The following is a 25295-nucleotide window of genomic DNA, read 5'->3' on the forward strand; positions in this document are numbered from 1 at the left end:
GACGGTTCCCGCCGGGCGTCGAGGACGCCGAAACCGTAGACCACGTCCTGGTTGGGGCAGGCGACGACCCGCTCCTCCGCCCGGATGTAATCCCGCAGCATGCCGAGTGATCCGGGTGGCGCGGCGGGCACGATCCCGGCCAGCAGTCCGGGTGCGGGCAGTTGTTCCATGAAGACCCGGCGGTTGTGCATATTCACCAGCGGCCAGCCCCACAGATATGCCTGCCGTCCTACCGCGGCGGCGTACTCCGGGGTCATCTTCGGATTCGCGAAACCGCCGGTCATGGGCTGCTCCTCACCTCGGTCACCTCGGGGCCCTCCGGCGCCGAACGTACGGACCGGGGGACGGGCGGGGCATCACCCGGACCGGGTGAATACCTCGGGTCCGGGAAATGGAAGGGTGGTCGACGGAGCCGTGGGGTAGCGGTCTCGATCGGCGCGAACCCAGGTGGGGCGGTGTTTCCGGTGATCCCGGGTCGGGGACCACGTCCCGGTGGGCGACATGCGTGCCCGATTCGGGTGGGTGGTATCGCTCATGCGGGGTACGTTCGGCGTATGACGGAACCGTCGCACAACTACGGTCGGCAGGACCCCTACCGCCAGGGCTACCCGCGCACGCAGGGGTACCCCCAGCAGCCGGGTCACCCGCAGCAGCCCGAATACGGCCACCAGGTGGAGTACGCGCACCCGGGGGATCATCAGGAACAGTCCGACGGGCCGAAGATCAACCTCGGCCGGCTCTGGGCGGGCGGCGTCGGTACGGCCGCCGTGGTCGCGCTGGTCATCGTGGTCCTGATCATGCTGATCCGCGGCATCCTGAACATCGCGGTTCTCTCGCCCGAGGGTGCCGGCGCCTACGGCACCGTGTCGACCACCTCGTACGCGGTCGCCGGTGCGGCCGCCGCGATAGCCGCCACCGGTCTGCTGAACCTGCTGCTGGCGCTGATGCCCAGCCCGATGCAGTTCTTCTACTGGATCACCGGCCTGCTCACCGCCCTGGCGACCCTGCTCCCGTTCACGCTGGTGGCGGGCCTGGACGCCAAGATCGCGACGGCGGCGATCAACCTGATCGCGGGTCTGTGCATCATGTCGCTGCTGGGTGGGATCGGCGCGACCGCGATCATCCGGCGTCCGCAGTACTGAGCCGGCTCACGACGCCGCCCGCTCCTGCGGTGCGGCGTAAAAGACCTGCGGGCCGTCAGTCGGGGATGTAGGCGCGAACCGCTGCGAGATATTCGGTGATGGCGCGGCGGTTGTGTTCGAGGCAGCGGATACGGTCCTGCATCCGCTCCCGTTCGCGCTCCAGGGTCGCGAGCATTTCCGGCGTCGCGTCCGGGAAGTAGATGGAGCGGGGTTTGTCCAGGCAGGGCAGGATCTGTTTGATGATCCGGGTGGGTAGCCCGGCGTCGAGCAGACCGCGGATCTGGACCACCCGGTCCACGAAGCGATCGTCGTAGTCGCGGTAGCCGTTGGCGCAGCGCCGCGCCGCGATCAGGCCCTGCTCCTCGTAGTAGCGCAGCAGGCGCCGCGAGGTGCCCGTGCGTTCCGACAGTTCCCCGATTCGCATCTCGCCGTCCTCGCCGCTTGACCTTCACATAGATGTGAAGGTTCGAGCATAGCGGTATGGACAACGAACTCTTCGACTACAGCGCCATCGTCGATCGCGAACCCATCGAGTGGCCGGGCGGCGCGCGGGTCGCGTTCTATGTGGGCCTCAATATCGAGCACTACGAACTCGGCAAGCCCTCCACCAGCATCTTTCCCGGTACATCCGCACTCGTGCCCGACCCCCTCAACTACGGCTGGCGCGACTACGGGCCGCGGGTGGGATTCTGGCGGGTGCTGGATTCGCTGGACCGGCACGGTATCCGGGCCAGTACGCTGCTCAATTCCGATGTGGTCCGGCACTATCCGCGGATCATCGAGGCGGGCCGGGAACGGAACTGGGCCTGGCTCGCGCACGGTAGGAACAACTCGATACTCCAGCCCGATATCGCCGCGGACGCGGAACGCGCGTACCTGGCCGAGGTGATCGACACCATCGGGCGGGCCACCGGTACGCGCCCGCGCGGGTGGATGGGACCGGCGCTGAGCGAGAGCCCACGTACGCCGCAACTGCTCGCCGAACTCGGGCTCGACTACGTTCTCGACTGGACCAATGACGACCAGCCCTACCGGCTGCGGACCCCGGGCCTGCTGAGCGTGCCGTACTCGGTGGAGCTGAACGACAACACGCTGTTCCTGGGTACCGGCCTCACCGGACCCGATTTCGTGCAGATCGTGCGTGACCAGCTGGACCGGCTGTACGAGGATTCCGCGGACAGCGGGCGGGTGATGGCGCTGGCGCTGCATCCGTTCGTCATCGGTCAGGCGTTCCGAGCCGGGTACCTCGATCGGGCCCTGGACCATATCGCCGGGCATCCCGGCGTCTGGCTCACCACCAGCGACGAGATCGCCGTCCACTACGCGCGCACGACGACCGGGGCGGAGGTGACCCGCTAGGGACTCACCGGCTTCACCTGCACCAGCTGCTTTCCGAAGTTGGTCCCGTCGAAGAGCCGTTGCAGGGCGGCCGGGGCGTTCTCCAGACCCTGGACGATATCCTCGGCCCAGCGCAACTCGCCCGCGGCGGTCCAGCCGGTGATCCGGGCGAGCGCCTCCGGGAAGACCGGATGGTGGTCGAAGAACAGGAACCCTTCCATCCGGGCCCGGCGGAAGGCCAGCTGCATGTAGTTGGCGGGACCCGCGCCGTAGCCACCGGAGGTGTATCCGGACGATATGGAACCGCACAGGGCAATCCTCGCGTGCAGGGCGAGATGGTCGAGGGCGTTCTCCAGTACGCCGCCGCCGATATTGTCGAATACCGCGGTGAGGCCGTCGGGCGCGAAATCGCGCAGCGCCGCCGGGATATCGGCGGTGTGGTAGTTCACGCAGGCGTCGAAGCGCGCGGTCTCCCGAACCCAATCGACCTTCGCCGGGGTTCCGGCGGTGCCGATCACCCGGGCGCCGCGCAGGCGGGCGATCTGCCCGGCCAGGGATCCGACGCTGCCCGCCGCGCCGGTGATCAAGACGGTATCGGTATCGGTCACCCGCAGTATCTCCGATACGCCGATATAGGCGGTGAGACCGCTGACGCCGAAAACCGTGAGCATGTGATGGGGGTCGATACCCGGCGGCACCGGGTTGACGCCGAACAGGCCGCCGCGGCGAGCGAGCGTGTATTCCTGCCAGCCGAGTTCGCCGTAGACCCACTGCCCCTCGGGTAGCTCCGGGTTGCGGGATTCGACCACCCTGCCGATGCCGCTGCCCCGCATGACCTCGCCGATCCCGACCGCCGAGGTGTAGGCGGCGTCGGCGTTGAGCCAGGTGCGCTGGGTGGCGTCGATACCGAGCCGGATCACCTCGACCAGTGCCTCCCCGTCGCCCGGAGCGGGTACCGGGACCGTCTGTTCGGTGAAGGTGGCGGCGGTGATATCGGCGGTGGGGCGGGCCCGCAGGATTATCCGACGGGAGGTTCGGCCGGGCATGCCCCAGTCTTACCAGGGGTGGGAGATCCGGCCGAACGATTTTTCCGCAGCCGCGGTACCTGCGGAATCGGATTGTCCAGGGGTTGTGTTCACGGTGATCGCAACCCGTGCCACGGCGGCTGCGCCGTCGTAACCTCGGATCTCCGGTCCAGGGTTCGGGAGCACACCGTCATGATCAAATTACTTGTATTCACCCTTGTGGGTATCGGCGCGCAGATCGTCGACGGCACGCTCGGGATGGCCTTCGGCGTCACCGCGACGACGCTACTGGTGCTCAGCGGGACGGGCGCCGCCCATGCGAGCGCGGCCGTGCACTTCGCCGAGGTCGCCACCACCCTGGCCTCCGGTGCGTCGCACTGGAAGTTCGGCAATATCGACTGGAAGATGGTCCTGCGCCTCGGTGTGCCCGGTGGTATCGGCGCCTTCCTCGGCGCGACCGTGCTCTCCCGGATCTCGACCGAATCGGCGGCGCCCATCACCGCCGGCATCCTGCTCGCGATCGGCGTATTCCTGGTGATCCGGTTCTCGTCCCGGCCGCCGGTGGAGTTCGCGACCTCGGAGAAAACCGCGCATTCCGCGAAGTTCCTGACCCCGCTGGGCCTGTTCGGCGGTTTCATCGACGCCTCCGGTGGCGGCGGCTGGGGCCCGGTCACCACCAGTACGCTGCTGACCACCGGACGCAGCGCGCCGCGTACGGTCATCGGCTCGGTGAGCGCCTCGGAGTTCATCGTCTCCGCCTCGGCCAGCGTCGGCTTCCTGCTCGGCCTGGGATCGGACTTCTTCGACAACCTGCTGATCATCGCGGGCCTGGCGCTGGGCGGCGTGATCGCCGCTCCGATCGCCGCCTGGCTGGTGAGCCGGATAACCCCCGGCGTGCTCGGTACCGGTGTCGGCGGGTTGCTGGTGCTGACGAACGCGCGCACCCTGTTCAAGTACTTCGATATCGAGGGCGCCCCGCGCACCATCGGCTATGTGCTGATCGCCGTGGTCGCGGTCGGCCTGACCGTGTACGCGTGGCAGAAGGCCCGGACCGCCAAGGCCGCGGAAGCCGCGTCGGTAGCGGATACCACCGAGGTGGCTCCGGCCGCCGGAACCTCGCCCGCCGCCGCGGCTTCCGAGGACATCGATCCCGCGTCCGATTCGACCAAGGCGCCCGTGCGCTGAGCCGGAGCCCGGCGGCCCGCTGTGGTCGGCGCGGGGATGAGGGAGCGACGCCCGGTCCCGGACAGTAGCGTCCGGGACCGGGCGCTCGTCTGTGCCGGGCCGGATCAGTCGACGGGGGCGACGCGGATGAGATTGCCGTCCGGGTCGGCGACCACGAAGGTGCGGCCGAAAACGGCGTCGTGCGGTTCCTGGACGATCTCCACGCCCCGGGCGACCCAGGCGTCGAAGCGGTCGTCGATCGCATTCCGCCCGTCCGTGACATTCAGGCAGAGTTCGCTGGTGCGCGCGCCCGCGGCGGACAGTTGTTCGGCGTGTCCGCTCCACAGGGCGAGTTTCATACCGCTGCCAAGGTCGAACGTGATGAAACGCGGGGACTCGAAGTCCGGGGTCGTCTCGAACAGATCCGAGTAGAAGCGCGCCGAGGCGGCCGCGTCGGTGACGTACACGATGAACATGTTCGGGGTCGGCATGGGTGGCGTGGCCTTTCGCGATCGGTGCGGACCAGATGAGGATGCCCGAGCGCGGCCGTGAACCCCGTGAGGCCGCCCCTGCGCGCCGGATTCCGCCTGGTCGGCGGCTTGCGTCCGGGCGGTGATGTCGGACCCGGCCGGTAGCGTGGCCCAGCGCCCGGCCGGGAGGGTTGCGGTGCGCCGGCGGCCGGGAAATCCGTTCTCGCCGAACGGTAACGGTGCGGCGGTGCCCCGGCGATACTGCTGGACACGACCCGCTACCGGAAATGCCGGTACGCCAAAGCTATTCGGGTATTGCAGGAGTGTGTCGCCAGAGGAGGACCGAGATGTGCAGGGGCATTGCAGGCCTGGCCAGCGGGAACACAGAGCTCACCGGCGCGGTGGCGAATATCGTGACCGGGGCGGTGTCGTGAGACGGCGCGACCTGCCGGGCGGACGGTTCCACGCGAGCCTGCCCGACGAATTGGCGGCGGCCGCGCTGGCGCTGGCGCGCTGGTTCACCGCGGGCGCCACGCTGTGGTGCGTCGCGCCGCGCTGGGAACAGCACGCCCAGCACATCGCGCTGGAATTCCTGCATCCGGTGGTCGCGGGCAACCGCACCCTGCCGGCGGCGGCGCTCACCGGGCCCGCGCTCGTGGACACCGCGCGGGTGTCGGCGCGGACCGGCGATATCCTGCTCGCGGTCGCCGCGTCCGACGAGGCCGAGGTCCGCGCACTGGCCGACCGTGGCCCGGCCTGGGGTGTGCACATCGTCTGGATCGGCTCCGGGCCGCGCCCGCACGCCGGGGCCGCCGATCATCTGCTGTGGCTGGACGACCCGGACCCCCGGATTCCGTCACAGGGCGATTTCGTGCTGCTCTACCACCTGCTGTGGGAGCTCACCCTGCGATGCTTCGACCATCCCGCACTGGTCGGGCCCGGCGCGGACCCGGATAGCGCGGCCCGGGTTTCCCCGGATCTGGGTCTGCTCGGTGAAGTGGTCACCCCGCTCGGCGACGGCACCGCGCGGATCCGTACCGCTCTCGGCACCGAAACCGTGGCCACCACCTTCGTCGAGCCGGTGCGTCGTGGGGATCTGGTGCTGGTGCACGCGGGAATGGCGGTGAGTGCGGCCGGAGTGGAGGAGCCACAGTGAACGCGTGCAAGACCGGAATACTGCTGGGTGAGCTGGCGGACTGCGCCCGGGAACGGGCCGCCGAGAGCGCCGGGCTGCGTGCGGAGACACTGTCGGCCAACGCCGAACGTATCGCCGCGGCGGCACGCGAGCTCGCGCGCCGATTCGCCACGGGCGGCAGGCTGTTCACCTTCGGTAACGGCGGGAGCGCCGCCGACGCCGCCATCCTGGCCGCCCTGTTCGCCCGGCCGCCGGACGGGGCCGGGTTGCCCGCGTGGTCGTTGTCGGCCGATGAGGCGGTCCTGACCGCGGTGGGCAACGACCTCGGGTTCGAATCGGTTTTCGCGCGGCAGCTGGCGGCGCGCGGACGGTCCGGCGATATCGCGGTCGCCATGTCCACCAGCGGGGAATCCGCGGATCTGCTGGCAGGGCTGCGGGAAGCGCGCCGGCGGGGGATGTACACGATCGGGTTCACCGGATACGAGGGCGGTGTGCTCGCCCGGCATGCCGCGGTGGACCGGTGCTTCGTCATCCGGTCCCGCAGCGCGCACCGGATCCAGGAGGCGCAGGCGCTGCTCGGTTACGCGCTGTGGCTATCGGTCCATCAGCACGGGAGCTTCACCGGCTGACCGGGTGCGCCCGGAGACCCGGCCCGGCGCCCACGCGCCGAGCACCACGGCCATGACCACGGTCAGGACACCGAGCGCCAGCGAGGCCTGCTGCGCGCCGTGCACGAAGGCCTCTTTGGCGAAATCGGCCAGGGGGGCGGCGGCCGGACCGGCCTTCTCGGTGACCTCGAGTGCCGCGGCCAGCGAATCCTCGACCGGACCACGGGCGGCTTCGGGGAGGCCGGGCAGTGCCGGTGCGATCCGGTCGGTGTAGCCGACAGCGAGGATGCTGCCGGAGATCGCGATTCCGATCGCGGCGCCGACCTCGCGGGAGGCGTCGTTGACCGCGGAGGCCACCCCGTGTTTCTCCGGCGGGGTGCCGTTGATGATGGCCGCGGTCGCCGGTGCGGTGCACAGGCCCAGACCGGTGCTGAGGATCAGCAGCGGCCACAGCACGTCGATGTAGCCGCTGTACACGGTGGTGCGGGAGACCAGGATCAGCGCGATGCCCACACACAGCAGGCCCACGAAGGTCGGTAGCCGCAGGCCGAACCGTTCGGCCAGTCGCGGCGCGAAAATTGAGATACCGATCAGCGGTGCGATCATCGGGGCCATCGCCACCGCCGACATCAGCGGTGAATAGCCGAAGATCAGCTGCATGAATTGGACGAACAGCAGGAAGTAACCGAACGCGACGAGGAACTGCACCCCGACGCTCACCGCGCCGCTGCCGAAGCCCCGATCGGCGAACAGACGGACGTCCAGCAGCGGATGCGGCACCCGCAGTTCCACTCCGGCGAAGCCGACGGCGGCGACGATGCCGGTACCGAACAGGCCGAGTACCAGCGGATCGGTCCAGCCGCGGATCGGCGCCTCGATCGCCGCGACGACGACGGCGCCGACCGCCGTGGAGGCGGTGATACCGCCCCAGAAGTCCAGCGGCGGCCGTTGTTCGTCGACGGATTCGGGGACGGTGCAGCCCGCCACGGCGAAGATGGCGCCGGCGACCGTCATCGCCAGGAAGATCGCCTGCCAGGACCAGATCTGCAGCAGCAGGCCGGATCCCAGGATGCCCAGCACCGCGCCGCCGCTGACGACACCCGCCCACAGCCCGACGGCGACTCCGCGCCGCTCCGGCGGGAACCCGCCGGTGAGCAGCGAGAGGGTGGACGGCATCACCAGCGCGGCGCCCACCCCCGCGACCGCGCGGGAGGCGATGATCCAGGTGGGCTGGTCCAGGAACAGCGGAATCGCGGACGCGACCGCGAAGACCACCAGGCCCAGCACCATCATGATCCGGCGGCCGTAGCGGTCGCCGAGTGCGCCGGAGAACAGCACCAGGCAGGCCAGCGCCAGGGTGTATCCGTCGACCACCCAGGTGAGTTGCTGCTGGGTGGCGCCGGTATCGGCGGCGATCTCCGGGAGCGCGGTGTAGAGCGCGGCCATCGCCGCGATGACCAGCGCGACCGCCATCGAGGACAGCGTCAGAAGCCAGATATGAGCCCGCGAAAGGCTCGTACTCGCAGTAGTCACGGCGACCTCTCGACGGGTGGAAGAACACGGTTACCGACCCAATGATCAGAGCATAATTGGATACCTGTCCGGACGGTGATCTCTGTCACGGTGGCCGGAGTGGGCGAATGGCCGGCGCGCAAAGATTTCGCTGACCTGGGCGTTTGCCGCGCTCGCCAGACCACGGGTTGCCGTGCGAGGGTTTCGTTCGCGCGCGTCGCAACCATCGGCCCGTGGCTACGCTGGGGCGAGTGAAGGCAGATACCGCGCTCCTGGTTCCGGTCGCCGCCGATCTGGACGGCATCACCTGCGCCGGTCCGGAGGACGATCCGGCCGGAGCCGGGATCGATCCGGCGGCTGTCGAAGCGATCTGGGACTCGGTGCGGGCGTGGTACCGGGTGGGCGCCACACCGGCCATCCAGGTATGCCTGCGCCGCGAGGGCCGGGTCGTGCTGAACCGGGCGATCGGGCACGGCTGGGGCAACGCACCCCAGGACGGGCCGGACGCGGAGCCGATCCCGGTGACCACCGACTCGCCGTTCTGCGGATTCTCCACCGCGAAAGGCGTATCCGCCGCGGTGCTGTCGATGCTGATCGAAGACGGCGTGTTCGCCGCCGCCGACCCGGTCAGCGCGTATATCCCCGAATTCGCCGCCAACGGCAAGGCGGCGATCACCATCGGCCAGGTGCTCGACCACACCGCCGGAGTGCCGTTCGTGACCAAGCCCTACCGCGGCCACCGCCTGGTCTTCGACGAGGATCTCTGCGTCCGCGGTCTCACCGATCTGCGGCCCGTCTACCGGCCCGGCACGTTCCGCGTCTACCACGCGCTGACCAGTGGCCTGATCCAGCGACTGCTGGTGCAGCGGGCCACGGGAAAGCGGATCCGCGACCACCTCGCCGAGCGTGTGCTGGAACCGCTGGGGTTCCGCTGGACGAATCTGGGTGTGCGACCCGAGGAGGTGGACGCGGTGGTGCCGAGCGTGAAAACCGGTCCGCCGCCTTCCCGGGTCGCCTCGTTCGTCGCGGGTAAGGCGCTGGGCGGCGGGTTCGCCTCGGACGCGGTGAACCGGGATTCCAACCGGGCGTTCCTGACCGCCGAACTGCCGTCGGGAAATCTGGTGACCACGGCGGCCGAACTGTCCCGCTTCTACGAGATCCTCGCGCGCGGCGGCGAATTGGACGGGGTGCGGATCATGCGGCCGGAAACCCTGCGGGAGGCGGTGCGCCCGGCCCGCCGGGTGCCGGGCGTCGCCGGGCGGGTGAGCCGGGCCGGCTACGAACTGGGCGGGCGCCGGTCGAAGTTCGGGCGTGACACCGCATCGCATTTCGGGCGCAGCGGATTCACCACACAGTACGGCTGGGCCGATCCCGCGCGAGGGCTGAGCGGGGCGATTCTGACCAACGGGAAATCATCTCTGGATGGCGATCGTCCCTGGAAACTGGTCGAGCAGATCTCCGCGGCGTTTCCGCCGCTGCCGCCGGGCGACCGGGTCTTCGATCTCTGAACCCGTTCGGCCGCGGTCACCAATAGGTGCCGGGGATCAGCCGGGCGGCCCGGCGCAACACTGTACCGGTGCCGCGGACGGCCCGGGGCACGGGCCGCGCGGAGCGTGACCGCCCCTTGTCCGGGGTGATGGGACCTGCCGCCGGCTCCGGGGCCGGAGCCGGCGGCTCGCCGGGCGCATCGGTCACCAATTCGAGATGGGATGGGGCGGTGGCGGTCTCGCCGCGGGCGGCGGGGGAGTCGGGGATCATCCGGTAGTAGCGGTGCAGCACCATATCGCGCAGGCGCGGTGCGAACAGGGCGCCGAATTCGCCGAGGGTGCCCACCGGCACATCGATGCGGCGGGGTCGTTCGGTGAGTGCGCGGACAATGGTGGCCGCCGCCCATTCCGGTGATTCGGCGCGACCCTGGTTACCGCTGGGGGCGATCATCGGCGTCTGCACGAGTGGCAGGTGGATGGTGGTGAAGGTGACGCCGTCGGCCATCGTCTCCACCGCCGCGACCTCGGTGAACTTGTCCAGCGCCGCCTTGCTCGCCAGATAGGCGGAATAGCGCGGCGTGGCGACCTGCACCCCGGCGCTGCTGATATTGACGATATGGCCGGACCTGCGCTCCCGCATCTGGGGCAGCAGCGCCAGGGTGAGCCGTACCGCGCCGAAGTAGTTGACCGCCATGGTGCGCTCGTAGTCGTGCAGCCGGTCGGTGGAGCGGTGGATGGCGCGGCGGATGGAGCGGCCGGCATTGTTCACCAGCATGTCCACCCGGCCGTGTTCGCCCAGGATCTTGCCCAGGGTGCTCTCGACGGCTTCGGCGTCGGTGATATCGCACGGGTAGCCGTGCGCGCGGCCACCGGCCGCGCGGACCTCGGCGACCACCGTGTCGAGCTCGTCCTCGCGCCGGGCGAGCAGCAGGACCACGGCGCCCTTCTTCGCCACCGCCAGCGCCGCCGTCCGCCCGATTCCGGAGGATGCGCCGGTGATGAGGACATACCGTCCGGTGAGGTCTTTGCTTCCGGATTCGCTCATGAACAGCCCCTTCACGCCGGTCTTGCCGCCGAACTTACTCCAAAGTAAGAAACAGTGCCAGGGGTGGTTACGCGTTCGAAAACAGGTTCGATTCGCGCGCTCGAGATTCGAACATATGTGCGATACTGAGCGCATGACGGACGATCGGATGGCGGATATCTATGCCGCGGTGCGGCTCGGTGGGGTGAATCGGGAGGCGGCGCGGCAGGCGCTGCACCAGCTGTGGGACCAGCTCGGCACGGACGGGGAACCGCTGTACCGGAGCGTGGTGGCCCATCATCTGGCGGATGTGCAGGACACCGCCGAGGACGCGTTGCTCTGGGACACCCGGGCGCTCGACTCGGCGTTCGTGCCCGGCACTCCGCTCGGCGAAGGGTTACTCGGCTTCCTGCCCTCGCTGTATCTCAGCCTGGCCGACAGTCACCGGCTGGTCGGCGATTTCGACGCGGCGCGGATGCAGCTGGCCCTGGCCCGCGGGCACGCGAGTGTGCTCGCCGACGACGCCTACGGCCGGGTGATCCGCTCCGGGGTGGATCATGTGGCGATCCTGCTGGACGCCCACTCCACCGAACGGGTGGCCTGCTAGGCGGGCGTATGGGCTGGAGTCAGGGTCCACCCAGCTGGTCGGAGCTGGAACGGGTGCTGTCCGGGCGGCCCGCGCCCGGGCGGCACCCCGGCGACGGCGGTGACGCTCCGGCCTGGACCGAGCGCCGCGAGGAGTACCGGGCCGGGGCGCAGTCCCTGCCGCCGGGGCCGGTTGTGCCGTACGCGGAGCTGCACGCGCATTCGGCGTTCAGCTTTCTCGACGGCGCCTCGCAACCGGAGGAGATGGTCGCCGAGGCCGCGCGGCTCGGGTTGTCGGCGATAGCGCTCACCGACCACAACGGCTACTACGGGGTGGTGCGGTTCGCCGAGGCCGCCGCCGAACACGGGATCCCCGCGGTCTACGGCGCCGAACTCACTCTCGTGGAATCCGATTCGGCGCCCGGCGCCGATTCCGCGCCCCGCACCGGCGAACCCGATCCGGGTGGTGAACACCTCCTGGTCCTGGCACGCGGGCAGGAGGGGTACCGGCGGCTGTCGCGGCAACTGGCCGCGGCGCATATGGCGGCCGGGGAGAAGGGGATCCTGCGCTACGACCTCGACGCGCTCACCGCGGCCGCCGGCGGGCACTGGCAGATCCTCACCGGCTGCCGCAAAGGCCGGGTGCGGCGTGCGCTGGAAGCGGATCTGCGCGCGGGGACGGAGCCGAAACGCGCCGAGGCCGCGCTGCGGGAGCTGTGCGAGCGGTTCGGCGCCGACCGGGTGGCGGTGGAACTCACCCGCTACGGACTACCCGACGACGACGAGCGCAATACCGCGCTGGCCGCGCTGGCCGGCCGGGCCGGGGTTCCCGTGGTGGCGACCACGGCGGCCCATTTCGCGACCCCGGACCGCGGTCGCCGCGCGGCCGCGCTGGCCGCCATCCGGGCCCGCCGCAGCCTCGACGATATCGCCGGTTGGCTACCGCCCACCGGCGGCGCCCATCTGCGCTCGGGCGCGGAGATGGCCGGGCTGTACGCGGAATTCCCGGACGCCGTGCCGAATTCGGTACTGCTGGCGCGGGAATGCGCGTTCGATCTCCGGTTGATCGCCCCGCGCCTGCCGCCGTTCGAGGTGCCGGCCGGCCACGACGAGAACACCTGGCTGCGCGAACTCACCCTGCGCGGCGCGGCGGACCGTTACGGCCCGCCGTCGCGGAACCCGCGGGCCTACCGGCAGCTCGAACACGAACTCGATATCGTCGCCCGGCTCGGCTTCCCGGGATACTTCCTGGTGGTGCACGATATCGTGCGGTTCTGCCGCGAGCACGACATCCTCTGCCAGGGGCGGGGTTCGGCCGCCAACTCCGCGGTCTGCTACGCCATCGGCATCACCAATGTGGATCCGGTCGCCAACAAACTGCTGTTCGAAAGGTTCCTCTCCCCGGAACGCGACGGGCCGCCCGATATCGATATCGATATCGAATCCGATCGCCGCGAGGAGGCGATCCAGTACGTCTACCGCCGGTACGGCCGCGAGAACGCGGCGCAGGTGGCGAATGTGATCACCTATCGCGGGAAATCCGCGGTCCGCGACGCGGCCCGCGCGCTCGGCTACGCCCCCGGCCAGCAGGACGCGTGGAGTAAACAGGTGAGCCGGTGGACCGGGGTCGGCGCGGAAACCGGCACCGATATCCCCGGACCGGTGCTGGCGCTGGCCGCCGATATCGAAGGACTGCCCCGGCACCTGGGCATCCACTCCGGCGGCATGGTCATCTGCGACCGCCCCATCGCCGATGTCTGCCCGGTGGAATGGGCGCGGATGCCCGGGCGCAGTGTGCTGCAGTGGGACAAGGACGATTGCGCCGCGGCCGGGTTGGTCAAATTCGATCTGCTGGGCCTGGGCATGCTGTCGGCCCTGCACTACATGATCGACCTGGTCCGCGAACATATCGGCGAGACGGTCGAACTGCACACCCTCGACCTCGCCGAACCCGCCGTCTACGAGATGCTCTGCCGCGCCGATTCGGTGGGCGTGTTCCAGGTGGAGTCCCGCGCGCAGATGGCGACCCTGCCGCGACTGCGACCGCGTACGTTCTTCGATCTGGTGGTGGAGGTGGCGCTGATCCGCCCCGGCCCGATCCAGGGCGGTTCGGTGCATCCCTACATCCGGCGGCGCAACGATCGCGAAGAGGTCCGCTACGACCACGAGGCGCTGCGGAATTCGCTGGAACGCACCCTCGGGGTACCGCTGTTCCAGGAACAGCTCATGCAGATGGCCGTCGACGTCGCGGGATTCACCGCCGCCGAAGCCGATCAGCTACGGCGGGCGATGGGGTCGAAACGCTCCCCGGAGAAAATGGAGCGGTTGCGCGGCCGGCTGTACCAGGGCATGCGCGATCTGCACGGCATCACCGGCGAACTCGCCGACCGTATCTACGAGAAGCTGAAGGCCTTCGCGAATTTCGGTTTCCCGGAGAGTCATTCGCAGAGTTTCGCCGCCCTGGTGTTCTATTCCGCCTGGTTCAAACTGCACTATCCGGCCGCCTTCTGCGCCGGGTTGCTGCGCGCGCAGCCGATGGGTTTCTACTCGCCGCAGTCGCTGGTCGCCGACGCGCGCCGGCACGGGGTCGCGGTGCACGGCCCGGATATCAACGCGAGCACGCCGGAGGCCACGCTGGAGCGACGGGGGACCGAGATCCGGCTGGGACTTGCGGCCGTTCGCGGTATCGGCGACGAACTCGCGGCCGAGATCGTGGCTGCGCGCGAGCGCGGCGGGCCCTATACCTCGTTCCTGGATCTCACCGGACGGGTGGAGTTGACCGTCCCGCAGGCGGAGGCCCTGGCGACGGCCGGTGCCCTCGGCGGTCTGGGACATTCCCGCCGGGAGGCGTTGTGGGCGGCCGGGGCCGCGGCCGGCGAACGCGCCGACCGGCTGCCCGGCACCGGCGCCTCGACCGATGCCCCCGTGCTACCCGGTATGAGCGAACTGGAGCACGCCGCCGCCGACGTCTGGGCCACCGGGGTCTCACCGGCGAACTACCCCACCCAGTTCCTGCGCCCCCGGCTGGACGCACTCGGGGTGATCCCGGCCGGCGGACTGCTCGCGGTGCCCGACGGCACCCGGGTGCTGGTCGGCGGGGCGGTCACCCACCGGCAGCGCCCGGCCACCGCGGGCGGGGTGACCTTCCTGAACCTGGAGGACGAGACCGGCATGGTGAATGTGGTGTGCTCGGCCGGACTGTGGAAACGCTACCGCCGCACGGCCCAGGGGGCCTCGGCGCTGCTGATCCGCGGCCGGGTGCAGAACGCGGAGGGCGCGGTCAGCGTCTACGCCGAGCAGTTGCGCCCTCTCGATATGCGGATCGGCTCGAAGTCCCGCGATTTCCGTTGATGTACCCGGCCCTCATCACCGGGCCAGGCCGGTGAGCCAATCGGCGATATCGCCGACCACCTCGGGGTCCACATGATGGGGACGGGTGTAGTCGGCGGGTGTGGAGGGCCCGGCACCCGGGAAGAACATGTGATCCCCGGCGGGGTAGGTCCGGAACGTGACATCGCGGCGGCCCGCCAGTCCCGCCCGCCATCCGGCCAGATCGTCCGCGACGGTGACCTGATAATCGCGCTCGCCCTGCATGATGAGCAGCGGCCTGTCGAGCGCCGAGGCCGTCGCGACCGGGTCGTAGCCGCGCAGGTCCAGCCAGTACGTTCCCGACATCCCGAAAGGTAGCCGCTCGGGGGCGGTAGCCGGGGTGAGCCCGGGGCCGTCGACGAGTTCCGCCTGTGCGGTGGCGACCTCCGGTGCCGGAAGTAGTGCGGCCGTGGCCGGATCCGTTTCGGTCAGATGCCGGATGGCTCGCACCAGCGACCATTGCAGCGGCACGGTATCTCCGGCCAGGATCACCACTCCGGCCACCTCGGGGTCGGCGGCCGCGACTTTCGGCGCGAACCTGCCGCCCATGCTGTGCCCCAGTACGACTACCCGGTCCGGATCCACACCGGGTAGTCCGCGCAGCAGTTTCGCCGCTTCGACCGCGTGCGGGACGTACTCCGCGGTCGGGGTGAAATCCGCGTCTGGCGCGAGGAGTTCGCGGTGGGTGTAGGTGACCTTGTCGAAGCGCAGTACCGCGATACCGTGTCCGGCCAGGCCCCAGGCCAGGTCCTTCAGGTTCTTGTTCGGTCCCGCGGTTCCGTCCCGGTCGAACGGTCCGCCACCGGCGAGCAGCACGGCCCCCGGATGCGGGCCGGGGGCGCGGGGAATGGTGACGGTCCCCGCGACCGTATACGAGTCCGCGGTCACCGTGATCGCGTGCTCATGAAAAGCGGCCGGATCGGCGTAGGCCGGAGTGCGCCACTCGGCGGTGACCGCGCGACCCGATCTGTTGTCCTCCATCTGCTACCTTTCTCGATATTGAGAAAGGTAGCAGATATGAGAACATTCCGTCATGGACTCACTCGAGCTGCTCGCGCACCCGGTGCGCTTGCGCATCGTGCACGCCATGTCCGGCGGACGCACTCGGACCACCGCGCAGTTGTGCGCCCGGCTACATGATGTATCCAAGGCCACCGTCTACCGCCACGTCGACATACTCGCCGGTGCCGGTGTACTCGAACTCGCAGGCGAGCAGCGGGTGCGCGGCGCGATGGAGCGCAGCTACCGGCTGCGCGGCGAGCGCGCGGTGATCGATCCCGAGGAGGTGGCCTCCGCCACGGTCGCCGACCACCGCGCCGTCTTCGCCGCCGCCATGGCAGTGCTGCTGGCGGAGTTCGATACCTACCTCGCGGGTGAAACCGCCGATCCCGCTGCCGATCTGGTCGGCTACCGTCAGCACACCCTCTGGCTCACCCCGGCCGAAGCCGAGGAACTGATCGAGGAACTGCGCGCGGCAATCATTCCGCGCCTGCGGAATCCGGAGACTCCGGAGCGGTCGCAATATCTGCTGAGCCCGATTCTCTTCCCGGCGGGACAGGACGAGGACGAATCCGAGGACGATCGACGCACCGGATGATCCGCCGGGGGCCGATGCGGTGCCGGTAACCGGTACCCCACACCGGAATGGGCATTACGCTGCCAGCATGCGCAAGCTCGGGGTGTTGTTCGTGGTCCTGTTCGGATCGGCGTTGCTCGCCGGTTGTGGTGACGATTCCGGTTCGACGTCGGCGCCGGCGCCGGCGCTCGACGGGTCCGGCCCGGCACCGGCCTCCGCCCCGGGATTCCGGACCCAGAACGCGCCCGCGCGTGAACAGGCGCCCACGAAGCAGGCGCCCGCGCCGGACAACGGCGATCAGGCCGCCGCCGAGCGCAAGGAAGTGGTCACCGGTTCGGTCGACCTCACCGCCGCCGATCCCATCGCCGCCGCGCAGACCCTCGCCGACCGGGTCGCCGCGGTGGACGGCCGAATCGATCAGCGCACCGAGAATCCCGGCACCGAAGGCACCCAGCCGCATGCCAATCTGGTGATCCGGATCCCGGCGGACGAGACCGACCCCTTCATCGAGGGGCTCGCCGATCTGGGCGAGGTCACCGAGATCAGCACCAATCGCGACGACGTCACCCTGCAATGGCAGGATCTCGAGGCCCGGATCGGCGCGCTGCGTACCTCGGTGGACCGGCTGCGCGATCTCATGGCGCGCGCCGCCGATACCGCCGACCTCATCGCCGCCGAGGAGGCCCTGGCCACCCGCCAGGCCGAACTCGACAGCCTCACCGGCCAGCAGCGCTACCTCGACGATCAGATCGGCCTCTCCACACTGACCGTCGATATCACCAGCCAGGCGCAGAAAACCGGCGAGACCGGCCCCGCGAATTTTTGGGACGGTGTGGTGGACGGCTGGAATTCGCTGGTGGACTGGTTGAAGGATGCCCTGGTGTGGGTGGGTCAGGCCCTGCCCTGGCTCGGCTTCCTCGCCGTGATCGGCGCGGTGGTCGCACTGGTGATGCGTGTGTTCGGCCGCCGCAAGCCCGCGGCCAGGGGACCCGCGCGCCCCGCGGTGGGCGCATCCGCGGACGATGCCGCCGAACCGACGCCCGCGCGGGCCGCCGGTGATTCCGCCGCCACCCGCGAGGAGCCGGGTGAGCCGGACCGCCCCGCCGACTAGAAGAGCCGGATGCCGTCCGCGTGACCGGCACCCCGAACAGCCGCCGAGGCCCGCTGGTGAAAACACCTTCCAGTGTCAGACGGCGCCCGGGAAGCCGTGCTGGCGCCACGCCTCGTACACCGCGACAGATGCCGCGTTCGCGAGATTCATCGAGCGCCGGCCCGGCAGCATCGGGATACGGACCTCATCGGTGAGATGTTCGTCGGCCAGCACCTCCGGCGGCAGCCCGGACGGCTCGGCGCCGAACAGCAGCACATCGCCGGGCGCATAGGCGACGGCGGTGAAGGGGGTGGTGGCCCGGGTGGTGAACGCGAACACCCGCGCCGGCCGCAGCCGCTGCCAGGCGGTCGCCAGATCCGGGTGCACGGTCACCGAGGCGAGGTCGTGATAGTCCAGCCCCGCCCGCCGCAGCTTCGCCTCCGACATATCGAACCCCAGCGGTTCGACAAGGTGCAGTTCACTGCCCGTTCCGGCGGCGAGCCGGATGGCGTTTCCGGTATTGCCGGGAATCCGGGGCTCGTGGAACATCAGCTTGAACACAGCAGGAAACCTTGTCACGACGGCCCGGCCGCCGGCGGGCCGGGGGCGCGGGGCGGCGCCCACCGCGCGCGCCCGCCCGATCTACCCTGTACTCCGGCACCGGCCGTGCCCGGCGGATCGCCCCCGGGCAGGCCGCTCGAAGTATGACGTCCCGGCCCCACACTGCGGGATGGCTCCGTTGGTGTTCGAATGGCTTATCCGATCGATCTCTACGAGGGAGAAACAAGAATATGGCCGTGCTGCAGGGCCACGGAGGTCCAGGTGACGAAGCATCCACGCAGGGCGATCCCGGTGGACCGTCCGGGCTGAGCCGTCAGCTGGCGAACCGGCATATCCAGCTGATCGCCATCGGCGGCGCCATCGGCACCGGCCTGTTCATGGGGTCCGGTAAGACCATTTCGCTGGCCGGGCCCTCGGTGATCCTCGTCTACATGATCATCGGCTTCTTCCTCTTCTTCGTCATGCGGGCGATGGGGGAGCTACTGCTGTCGAACTCCGGGTACAAATCGTTCAGCGATTTCGCCGGTGATCTGCTCGGCCCCTGGGCGGGCTTCTTCACCGGCTGGACCTACTGGTTCTGCTGGGTGGTGACCGGTATCGCCGATGTCGTGGCCATCGCCGGGTACGTGGCGTACTGGTGGCCGGATCTGCCGCTGTGGATACCGGCGCTGGTCTGTATCGCCGTCCTGCTGGTGCTCAACCTGCCCACCGTGCGCGCGTTCGGCGAGACCGAATTCTGGTTCGCGCTCATCAAGGTGCTCGCCATCGGCGCCCTCATCGTGACCGGCCTGGTCATGGTCATCACCGGTTTCACCGGGGACAGCGGCAGCACGGCCTCGCTGGCCAACCTGTGGAACGACGGCGGTTTCTTCCCGACCGGACCCATGGGTTTCGTGGCCGGTTTCCAGATCGCGGTCTTCGCCTTCGTGGGGATCGAACTGGTCGGCACCACCGCGGCCGAGGCCAAGGATCCCGAGCGCACCCTGCCCCGGGCGATCAACTCCATCCCGGTGCGCGTGCTGCTGTTCTACGTCGGCGCGCTGATCGTGATCTGCGCGGTGACACCGTGGCGGTCGGTCTCTGCGGACGAGAGCCCGTTCGTGGCGATGTTCTCGCTGGCCGGACTGGGTGTCGCCGCCAGTGTGGTCAACTTCGTGGTGCTCACCAGCGCCACCTCCAGCGCCAACTCGGGTATCTACTCGACTTCCCGCATGGTGTACGGCCTGGCCGGCGACGGTGACGCACCGGCCCTGTTCGGCCGGTTGTCGCGGCGTAAGGTCCCGGCCAACGCGCTGCGGTTCTCGTGTGCGTTCCTGCTGATCGGCGTGGTGCTGCTCTACGCCGGGCAGTCCATCGTGGAGGCCTTCACCGTGGTCACCACGATCTCCTCGCTGTGCTTCATGTTCGTCTGGACGATGATCCTGGCCAGCTATCTCGTGTACCGGAAGCGGCGGCCGCAGCTGCATGCCGCGTCGGTGTTCAAGATGCCGGGCGGTATTCCGATGGTGTACGCGGTACTGGCGTTCTTCGTCTTCCTGATCTGGGCGCTCACCCAGAAGAGCGACACCCTGCAGGCACTGCTGGTGACCCCGATCTGGTTCGCGGTACTGGGCGCGGCCTACCTGGTGGTCCGGCGCAGCCCGCATCACGCCGCCCTGCGTGCGCGGCATCGGGAGAAGGTGCTCGCGGAGACCGCCGCCGCGTCACGCTGATCCGAGGCGGTGCGCCCGGAGGATATCGGGCGCACCGCCCGGTAGCGGCAGGTCCACGACCGTGGGCGAGGCGGGGATCCGTTCCAGGACCCCGCCCGCGAATACGTCGTAGAGTGGTAGCGATTCCAGGTGGACGTAGCCGATATGGCAGTCGCAGAGGGCGCGCGGGCACGGCCGCGGACCCAGCGCCGCGCGGTAGGAACCGTCGTAGAGGTTGCCCAGGGGCTCTTTCACGAAATGGCAGCGGCGGACGGTGCCTTCGCCGTCGATCGACAGGACCGACTCCCCGGTCCGGCAGGCCCGGCCCAGCGACCGATGCGGGTCGCGGCTGAAGGGGAACAGCGGATCGATCCCGGTCCAGTCGGCGGCCTCGGGGTCGGAATAGGTGTGATCCTCGGCAGCATTGATCCACAGGTAGATGTGCCCGGGCAGGTCGGCGCGCAGGCGCCGGGCCTGTTCCAGATGGTCGGGTAACCCCACCACCCCGACACTGAAGCGGATTCCGGCCGCCGCGAGTTCCCGGGTCTTATCGAGGAACCGCTGGTAGGGGGTTTGGCCCGGGTGGTAGGTGCACCACAGCGCGACGGTGTCGCGGTCGGCCTCGGTGAGCCAGCCGGTACGGCCGCCGAGATTGGTCTGGATGGCGACCCGCCGCACATGCGGCAGCCGTGAGAGTTCCACCAGGGCCCGGCGGTACCAGGAACGGACCAGGCCCTCACCCCACGGTGTGAACAGCACCGAGATCTCGTCGTCGCGCTGCTCCCGTACCCAGCCGGTGAAACGCTCCAGCGCGGCACGGTCGGCCCGCAGTTGCTCGCGGCTGTCGCGGCGCTTCGCGAAAGGGCAGTAGGGGCAGTCGTAATCGCAGGAGGCCAGCGGGCCGCGATAGAGCAGCGTGAGACGCACCCGGGGTCACCGCACTTCGTACTCGGTCATGGCGGCGGCCACGGACGGTGAGAAGAATTCGGGGCCGATCGCGTCGGAGTACGCCAACCCCTCGGGTGAGAGCCGCAACAGCCCGGGGCCGGTATCGGCCAGCCAGCCGCGTTCGGCGAGCACAGACAGCTCGCCCGCGAAATCGGCGGCCGGGTCGGTACCGAACCGGGCGCGATATCCGGCCACCGGCATACCGTCGGCCTGCAGGATCGATTGCAGCAGATGCCGGCGGCGGGCCTCGTCCGCGTCGATCACCCGGCCGTTCACCGCGTGGCCGAAATCCGTGGTGGCGGTATAGCTGTCGATGATCGACCGGACCTCGTGCACGGACACCGCGTAGTCGAACGAATAGTGCAGGCCACGGGTGTAGGAGCGGGCGCCGCAACCGAGCCCGATCATGCCGTCGGTCTGGCAGGAATAGTCGTCCGGCCCGCTCGCGGGCGCGTCACCGCGCCGGAACATGCGCATGGATCGCTGCTCGTAGCCATGGGCCCGGAGATGGTCGCGGCCCTCGCGATACAGGTGTAAACGGTCGGCGTCCCACACCGCGTCGGCCGCGTCGCGTTCGATTCTCGACAACCCGGTGAGCGGGCGGACATAGAGCGGGTACAGATAGATCTCCTCCGGCCGCCAGGCCAGTGCCGCGTCCAGCGACCGCCGCCAGCTCGCCGGTGTCTGGCCGGCGATTCCGTAGATCAGGTCGATATTGAGATTCGCGACCTCGGTATCGCGGATCCGGCCCAGCGCGGCTTCCACGTCGGCCCGGCGCTGCGGGCGGACCGCGGCCCTGGCCTCCGCGTCGTCGAAACTCTGCACGCCCAGGCTGATCCGGGTCGCCCCGCGTTCGGCCAGGACCGACAGCCGATCCGCGGTGGCGGTGGCGGGGGAGGTCTCGACGGACAACCCGATGGCGGCCAGGTCGGCACCCATGATGTGCTCGGCGATATCGCAGAGCCGGGTCAGTTCCCCGGCCTCCAGGTAGGTGGGGGTGCCGCCGCCGAACGCGGCGGTGGCGAACCGGGGCGCGGGTTCGTCGCCGAGGCTTTCGCGCACCGTTCCGGCCTGGCGGGCGAGGGCGTCGAGATAGCGGGTGGTCAGGTCGCCCGGTGCGCCGACCCTGGTGAACAGGTTGCAGAAGCCGCAGCGTATTTCGCAGAACGGGATGTGCAGGTAGAGCGAGAGCGGGTCTCGGGGTTCGGTGGCCCACAGGTCGCGCAGCGCCGGCCTCGGATCCAGCGGCCGGTAGGCGGTCTTGTGAGGGTAGGCGTACACGTAGTTCTGGTACGGCCGGGGCAAACGGATGGGAACCCGCGTCATGCGGCGCCTCCGGAGTCCGGCGCGGCCGCGGGTTCCAGGAAGAAATGACCGTAGGGGACGGTCCAGACGGATTCGTGACCCAGCCGGTGCCCGGTGTATCCGTCCTCGCCGTAGGCGGTGCCGTGATCGGAACAGACGATCGCGAAGGTGCGGCCGCGGGCCCGCAGGGCCGCGAACAGGTCCGGCAGGTGGTGGTCCACATAGCGCAGCGCCGCCGCGTGGGTCTCCCGGCTGTCGCCGGTCTCGCGAGTGGCGCCGGGCAGATGGAACCAGTTGGGCTGGTGCAGCGCCGATACGTTCAGGAACAGGAACAGCCGCCGATCGGGCGGGGTGGTCGCGATCACCTCGCGCGCATACTCGACCTGCGCCTCGAACGAGGTGGGCGAGGCGACGGAGAACTCGGGGCTCCAATGGCTTTCCGCGAACAGGTCCGGCAGGGTGCTGCCCAGCGCACCCTGTTTGTTGAAGAAACCGACACCGCCCACGCACACCGTGCGGTAGCCGCGGTCCGCGAGCGCGGCCGGCAGATCCGGTTCGTCGAAGACGAAGGTGCCCGCCGCGGTGGTCTCACTGCCCGCGAACCGGCCCGCGAACAACCTCGGGTGCGGGCCCGGTGCCGCCGGTGTGGGCAGGAATCCGGCGAATATGGCCTGGTGGGAGGCGTAGGTGAAATTGCCCGGGGCGTGGCGTTCTTCCCAGACGCCGCCCGGGAGCACCGCCGTCAGATTGGGCAACCGGCCCGCGGCCGCTTCCTCGGCGGCCACGTCGTAGCGCAGGGTGTCCAGGGTGAGCAGCAGCAGGTCGTCCCGGCCGATCACCTCGTTCAAATCAGGCCGGTACATGCTGGTCCTCCGGAGCGGATGCGGTGCGCACCGCACCGTACCAGCGCTGCGCCGCGCCCAGCTGGGCCGTGTAGGTGTCCAGGCCGGCCGCGGGCGTGCCCGCGAAACCGGTGATCCGGGGCAGGAGATCGCCGAAGGCGTTCACCTCACCCACCACGAATCGCCGCCACCCCGCGGTGGGCAGCAGATCGACGCCGACGCACAGCGTCCGGGGAAAACAGGCGGCCGCGCGTTCGGCGAGATCCAGCGCGTGCCACCAGTGCTCACCGGCCGCCGCGCGGACCGCGTCCACATCGCCGCGCAACCCGCCGAGGTGCAGGTTGGTGATGGGTACCGACGCGCTGCGCACGACCAGATGGGTCGCCCGGCCCGCGATCACCACCACCCGCAGATCGCAGGACCGGCCCTGTACGGACGCCTTCGGGATCCAGCGTTCGATATGCAGACCGTCGGGCGCCAGCCGGTCCACGATCGCGGCGACATCGGTTTCGCGGTGGTACCGGCGCACCCGCAGCGAATTGTGCAGTGCGCCGGACGCGGTGAGTTCGACCGAGGTGGTGACCCGGACCCGGCCCCCCGGATGCCGTTCCACCGCGAGTACCCCGGACGCCGACGAGCCGTGCGCGATCTTCACGAACGCCCGCGGCATCCCGGCGTCGTCCATCCGCCTCCGGGCCTCCTCCCAGCCGTTCAGGGCCACCGACCGCCCGGAGGTCGGCGAATCCGGCACCGGCAACCCCGCCGCCGCCAGCCGGGCGTGGCACAGGCGTTTGTCGAACAGCACGGCCAGTTCGGCCGGATCGTCGAGCCGGTGCCCACCCCGCAGTGACGCCACCGCGGCGGTGAATCGGGTGTACCAGAGCCCGGTGCCCTCCACCCGGGTCGGATCGCCGATCCCGCGCAGCAGCCGGTCCACCTCGGGGTTCTCCCCGGCCGAATCCAACCGGACGAGTTCGTCGCCGGTGAACCGGTAGCCGCCGTCGCGCAGGACGGTCAGCCAGTCCACCACGCGCGGCGGGGGTTGCCCGGCGGCGACGGCGGCCGCGACGAACGACCGGACCCGGCGGTTCTCCCCGTTGCCGACGACCACCCACCGGTAGGACAGGTCATCGGATGCCGCTGTCATTCGCCGACCGAGACGTACCGGGTCACCTCACCGTTGTGGGTATAGGTCTCCGCGTCCCCGGCATCCAGATCGAGTGTCACCCGCGGTTCGAGAGCCTCCCGGAGCCGGGTACACATTTCGGGGCTCAGATAGTTGTGGTGCATATCGAGCCCGGTCAGGTGGGTCAGCGGCTGCCCGGACAGCAGGGCCGCCGCCCCGGCATCGGTGAGCACGCCCAGCGACACATCGAGGGTTTCCAGCCTGGCCACCACGGGCGCGGTGGCCAGGGCCGCGCAGACCTCGTCCTGGATCTCGGCGTTGCGCAGTGCCAGATGCCGCAGGGCGGGCAGCCGGTCACCCGCGAGAACGGGCGCGAGATCGGCGATCTCGGAATCGCCGTCGTAATTCGGGGTGCCCAGCCACAGTTCGAGACGGGTGAGCGCGGGCAGATCACTGGCCCCGATACCGCGCACCACCTCGGCGCCGAGCCCGCCGGTCTGCACGGTGAGGCTGCGCAGGTTCTCGTGCCGGGTCGGGGGGAAGCGGAGATCACCCGAGCCCCGCACCGCGAGTTCGGTCAACTCCGGGTAGGCGTCGAGCAGTTCGGTGACCTGGCCCTGGGTTATCCAGGAGATCTCGTTCTCCTCCTGGACGATATCGCCGAGGAATACCGACCGCAGCGCGGGGAAGCGATCGGCCGCTGCCACCAGCGCCTCCAGGACGGGATCCACCGGATCGAAGCCGTCGCCCCCTTCGATATCGGCCCAGGGCCCCACCACGAAGGCCCGCACCCGGGTGGTGTCGACCAGGTCGAGGAACCGGGCGAACTGGTCGTGCCACTGCGCCTCGGAATCCCAGCCCATCCGGCCGACCCGCCAGGCCACCGTCTCGGGCTCGGGATGCTCGAACGACGCGACGGCGGCGTTCTCCGGCTTCGCCAGTTCCTCCGGGAAGTCGAAGACCGGCAGGCCGCCGAACTCGGTCAAGTGATCGTTGATCATGGGTATGCCTTTCCGCGGGCCTGTCCCTGCCCGCGATGTTCTACCAAGCCCCGCCGACATACGCCGGTCGAGGAGATGAATCCTTGCCGCCGGGCGGCGCCGGGTTGCTGCCGCCGGGCGGCGCCGGGTTACTGCCGCCGGGCGGCACCGGGTTGCTGCCGCCGGGTGGCCCGGGTCATTCGCCGCAGGCGACGAACCGCCAGACCGTGCCGTCGCCGTCCATATCGTCCTGGGCGTCGCCGGGATCCAGATCCAGGGTCACGCCGGCCGGTTCCAGCGTTTCCCGCAGGCGCTCC

At 69.8% G+C, this 25295-nt stretch carries 23 protein-coding genes and 1 pseudogene; 11 read left to right on the plus strand and 13 right to left on the minus strand.

The genetic code is table 11. The features are described from left to right. Nucleotides 1–284, minus strand: a pseudogene (locus ACWDU1_RS09170) (hypothetical protein); the annotation flags it as partial. A gap of 270 nt (nt 285–554) precedes the next feature. Here ACWDU1_RS09170 and ACWDU1_RS09175 point away from each other — a divergent pair. After that, nucleotides 555–1142 carry a DUF6069 family protein gene (locus ACWDU1_RS09175; protein WP_449996987.1) on the plus strand — a complete coding sequence of 196 codons (588 nt, stop codon included), beginning with the start codon at nt 555–557 and terminating at the stop codon, nt 1140–1142. Nucleotides 1143–1197: 55 nt separating this feature from the next. Here the strand turns inward: ACWDU1_RS09175 and ACWDU1_RS09180 are convergent, their stop codons facing one another. Continuing rightward, on the minus strand, nt 1198–1566 hold the full coding sequence (locus ACWDU1_RS09180; RefSeq protein WP_449996989.1) for a MerR family transcriptional regulator: 369 nt from the start codon (nt 1564–1566) through the stop codon (nt 1198–1200). A gap of 56 nt (nt 1567–1622) precedes the next feature. On the opposite strand from ACWDU1_RS09180, the gene ACWDU1_RS09185 reads away from it, so the two are divergent. Then, nucleotides 1623–2501, plus strand: a complete 879-nt coding sequence (locus ACWDU1_RS09185; RefSeq protein WP_449996991.1) for a polysaccharide deacetylase family protein — start codon at nt 1623–1625, stop codon at nt 2499–2501. Here the strand turns inward: ACWDU1_RS09185 and ACWDU1_RS09190 are convergent. Then, the gene (locus ACWDU1_RS09190; protein ID WP_449996993.1) at nt 2498–3526 is read right to left on the minus strand and encodes an NADP-dependent oxidoreductase; all 1029 of its coding nucleotides are present in this window, start codon (nt 3524–3526) and stop codon (nt 2498–2500) included. The two genes, ACWDU1_RS09185 and ACWDU1_RS09190, sit on opposite strands and share 4 nt — an antisense overlap. Nucleotides 3527–3697: 171 nt before the next feature. Between ACWDU1_RS09190 and ACWDU1_RS09195 the strand changes: the two genes are divergently transcribed. Further along, nucleotides 3698–4690 (plus strand): sulfite exporter TauE/SafE family protein, encoded by a 993-nt coding sequence (locus tag ACWDU1_RS09195; RefSeq protein WP_449996995.1) that lies wholly within the window; start codon nt 3698–3700, stop codon nt 4688–4690. Nucleotides 4691–4794: 104 nt separating this feature from the next. Here ACWDU1_RS09195 and ACWDU1_RS09200 read toward each other — a convergent pair whose 3' ends face one another. Further along, nucleotides 4795–5160, minus strand: a complete 366-nt coding sequence (locus ACWDU1_RS09200; RefSeq protein ID WP_449996997.1) for a VOC family protein — start codon at nt 5158–5160, stop codon at nt 4795–4797. A gap of 409 nt (nt 5161–5569) precedes the next feature. Between ACWDU1_RS09200 and ACWDU1_RS09205 the strand changes: the two genes are divergently transcribed. Next, nucleotides 5570–6295: a hydrogenase assembly protein HupF gene (locus tag ACWDU1_RS09205; RefSeq protein ID WP_449996999.1), complete on the plus strand. Its 726-nt coding sequence runs from the start codon at nt 5570–5572 to the stop codon at nt 6293–6295. Further along, on the plus strand, nt 6292–6903 hold the full coding sequence (locus tag ACWDU1_RS09210; protein WP_449997000.1) for a D-sedoheptulose-7-phosphate isomerase: 612 nt from the start codon (nt 6292–6294) through the stop codon (nt 6901–6903). Before ACWDU1_RS09205 ends, ACWDU1_RS09210 begins: the two co-directional genes overlap by 4 nt. Here the strand turns inward: ACWDU1_RS09210 and ACWDU1_RS09215 are convergent. Beyond that, nucleotides 6868–8355: an MFS transporter gene (locus ACWDU1_RS09215; RefSeq protein ID WP_449997001.1), complete on the minus strand. Its 1488-nt coding sequence runs from the start codon at nt 8353–8355 to the stop codon at nt 6868–6870. The genes ACWDU1_RS09210 and ACWDU1_RS09215 overlap by 36 nt on opposite strands. A gap of 290 nt (nt 8356–8645) precedes the next feature. Between ACWDU1_RS09215 and ACWDU1_RS09220 the strand changes: the two genes are divergently transcribed. Beyond that, nucleotides 8646–9902 (plus strand): serine hydrolase, encoded by a 1257-nt coding sequence (locus ACWDU1_RS09220; protein ID WP_449997002.1) that lies wholly within the window; start codon nt 8646–8648, stop codon nt 9900–9902. Between the two features lie 16 nt (nt 9903–9918). Here the strand turns inward: ACWDU1_RS09220 and ACWDU1_RS09225 are convergent, their stop codons facing one another. Beyond that, on the minus strand, nt 9919–10926 hold the full coding sequence (locus tag ACWDU1_RS09225; protein WP_449997004.1) for an SDR family NAD(P)-dependent oxidoreductase: 1008 nt from the start codon (nt 10924–10926) through the stop codon (nt 9919–9921). A gap of 133 nt (nt 10927–11059) precedes the next feature. On the opposite strand from ACWDU1_RS09225, the gene ACWDU1_RS09230 reads away from it, so the two are divergent. Beyond that, nucleotides 11060–11512, plus strand: a complete 453-nt coding sequence (locus ACWDU1_RS09230) for a hypothetical protein (RefSeq protein ID WP_449997006.1) — start codon at nt 11060–11062, stop codon at nt 11510–11512. A gap of 8 nt (nt 11513–11520) precedes the next feature. Beyond that, nucleotides 11521–14841 carry an error-prone DNA polymerase gene (locus ACWDU1_RS09235; RefSeq protein ID WP_449997007.1) on the plus strand — a complete coding sequence of 1107 codons (3321 nt, stop codon included), beginning with the start codon at nt 11521–11523 and terminating at the stop codon, nt 14839–14841. A 15-nt stretch (nt 14842–14856) separates the two neighbouring features. On the opposite strand, the gene ACWDU1_RS09240 is transcribed toward ACWDU1_RS09235, so the two are convergent. Next, entirely contained in the window at nt 14857–15840 is a 984-nt protein-coding gene (locus tag ACWDU1_RS09240) for an alpha/beta hydrolase family protein (protein WP_449997009.1), read from the minus strand. Between the two features lie 52 nt (nt 15841–15892). On the opposite strand from ACWDU1_RS09240, the gene ACWDU1_RS09245 reads away from it, so the two are divergent. Together ACWDU1_RS09245 and ACWDU1_RS09250 are read left to right on the plus strand one after the other, a co-directional pair. Then, entirely contained in the window at nt 15893–16456 is a 564-nt protein-coding gene (locus ACWDU1_RS09245) for a helix-turn-helix domain-containing protein (RefSeq protein WP_449997011.1), read from the plus strand. A 67-nt stretch (nt 16457–16523) separates the two neighbouring features. Next, a complete protein-coding gene (locus ACWDU1_RS09250; protein WP_449997012.1) occupies nt 16524–17546 on the plus strand; it encodes a DUF4349 domain-containing protein in 1023 nt (340 codons plus the stop codon). A gap of 75 nt (nt 17547–17621) precedes the next feature. On the opposite strand, the gene ACWDU1_RS09255 is transcribed toward ACWDU1_RS09250, so the two are convergent. Continuing rightward, the gene (locus tag ACWDU1_RS09255; protein ID WP_449997014.1) at nt 17622–18086 is read right to left on the minus strand and encodes a tRNA (cytidine(34)-2'-O)-methyltransferase; all 465 of its coding nucleotides are present in this window, start codon (nt 18084–18086) and stop codon (nt 17622–17624) included. Nucleotides 18087–18316: 230 nt separating this feature from the next. On the opposite strand from ACWDU1_RS09255, the gene cycA reads away from it, so the two are divergent. Further along, nucleotides 18317–19798, plus strand: coding sequence for a D-serine/D-alanine/glycine transporter (cycA, locus tag ACWDU1_RS09260; RefSeq protein WP_449997016.1), 1482 nt, complete (start codon nt 18317–18319; stop codon nt 19796–19798). On the opposite strand, the gene ACWDU1_RS09265 is transcribed toward cycA, so the two are convergent. Genes ACWDU1_RS09265 through ACWDU1_RS09285 form a run of 5 tightly spaced genes read right to left on the minus strand, consistent with a single transcriptional unit; the run spans nt 19790 to nt 24999 of the window. After that, nucleotides 19790–20704, minus strand: a complete 915-nt coding sequence (locus ACWDU1_RS09265; RefSeq protein WP_449997018.1) for an STM4011 family radical SAM protein — start codon at nt 20702–20704, stop codon at nt 19790–19792. The two genes, cycA and ACWDU1_RS09265, sit on opposite strands and share 9 nt — an antisense overlap. Before the next feature lie 6 nt (nt 20705–20710). Next, complete coding sequence (locus ACWDU1_RS09270) at nt 20711–22051, minus strand: STM4012 family radical SAM protein (RefSeq protein WP_449997020.1); 1341 nt, start codon at nt 22049–22051, stop codon at nt 20711–20713. After that, complete coding sequence (locus ACWDU1_RS09275; RefSeq protein ID WP_449997021.1) at nt 22048–22893, minus strand: STM4013/SEN3800 family hydrolase; 846 nt, start codon at nt 22891–22893, stop codon at nt 22048–22050. Before ACWDU1_RS09275 ends, ACWDU1_RS09270 begins: the two co-directional genes overlap by 4 nt. Continuing rightward, nucleotides 22880–24019 carry an STM4014 family protein gene (locus ACWDU1_RS09280; RefSeq protein ID WP_449997022.1) on the minus strand — a complete coding sequence of 380 codons (1140 nt, stop codon included), beginning with the start codon at nt 24017–24019 and terminating at the stop codon, nt 22880–22882. Before ACWDU1_RS09280 ends, ACWDU1_RS09275 begins: the two co-directional genes overlap by 14 nt. Next, nucleotides 24016–24999 (minus strand): STM4015 family protein, encoded by a 984-nt coding sequence (locus tag ACWDU1_RS09285; RefSeq protein WP_449997024.1) that lies wholly within the window; start codon nt 24997–24999, stop codon nt 24016–24018. The genes ACWDU1_RS09280 and ACWDU1_RS09285 overlap by 4 nt, the downstream gene beginning before the upstream one ends. Nucleotides 25000–25295 lie beyond the last annotated feature (296 nt).

Source organism: Nocardia sp. NPDC003345, assembly GCF_053589395.1.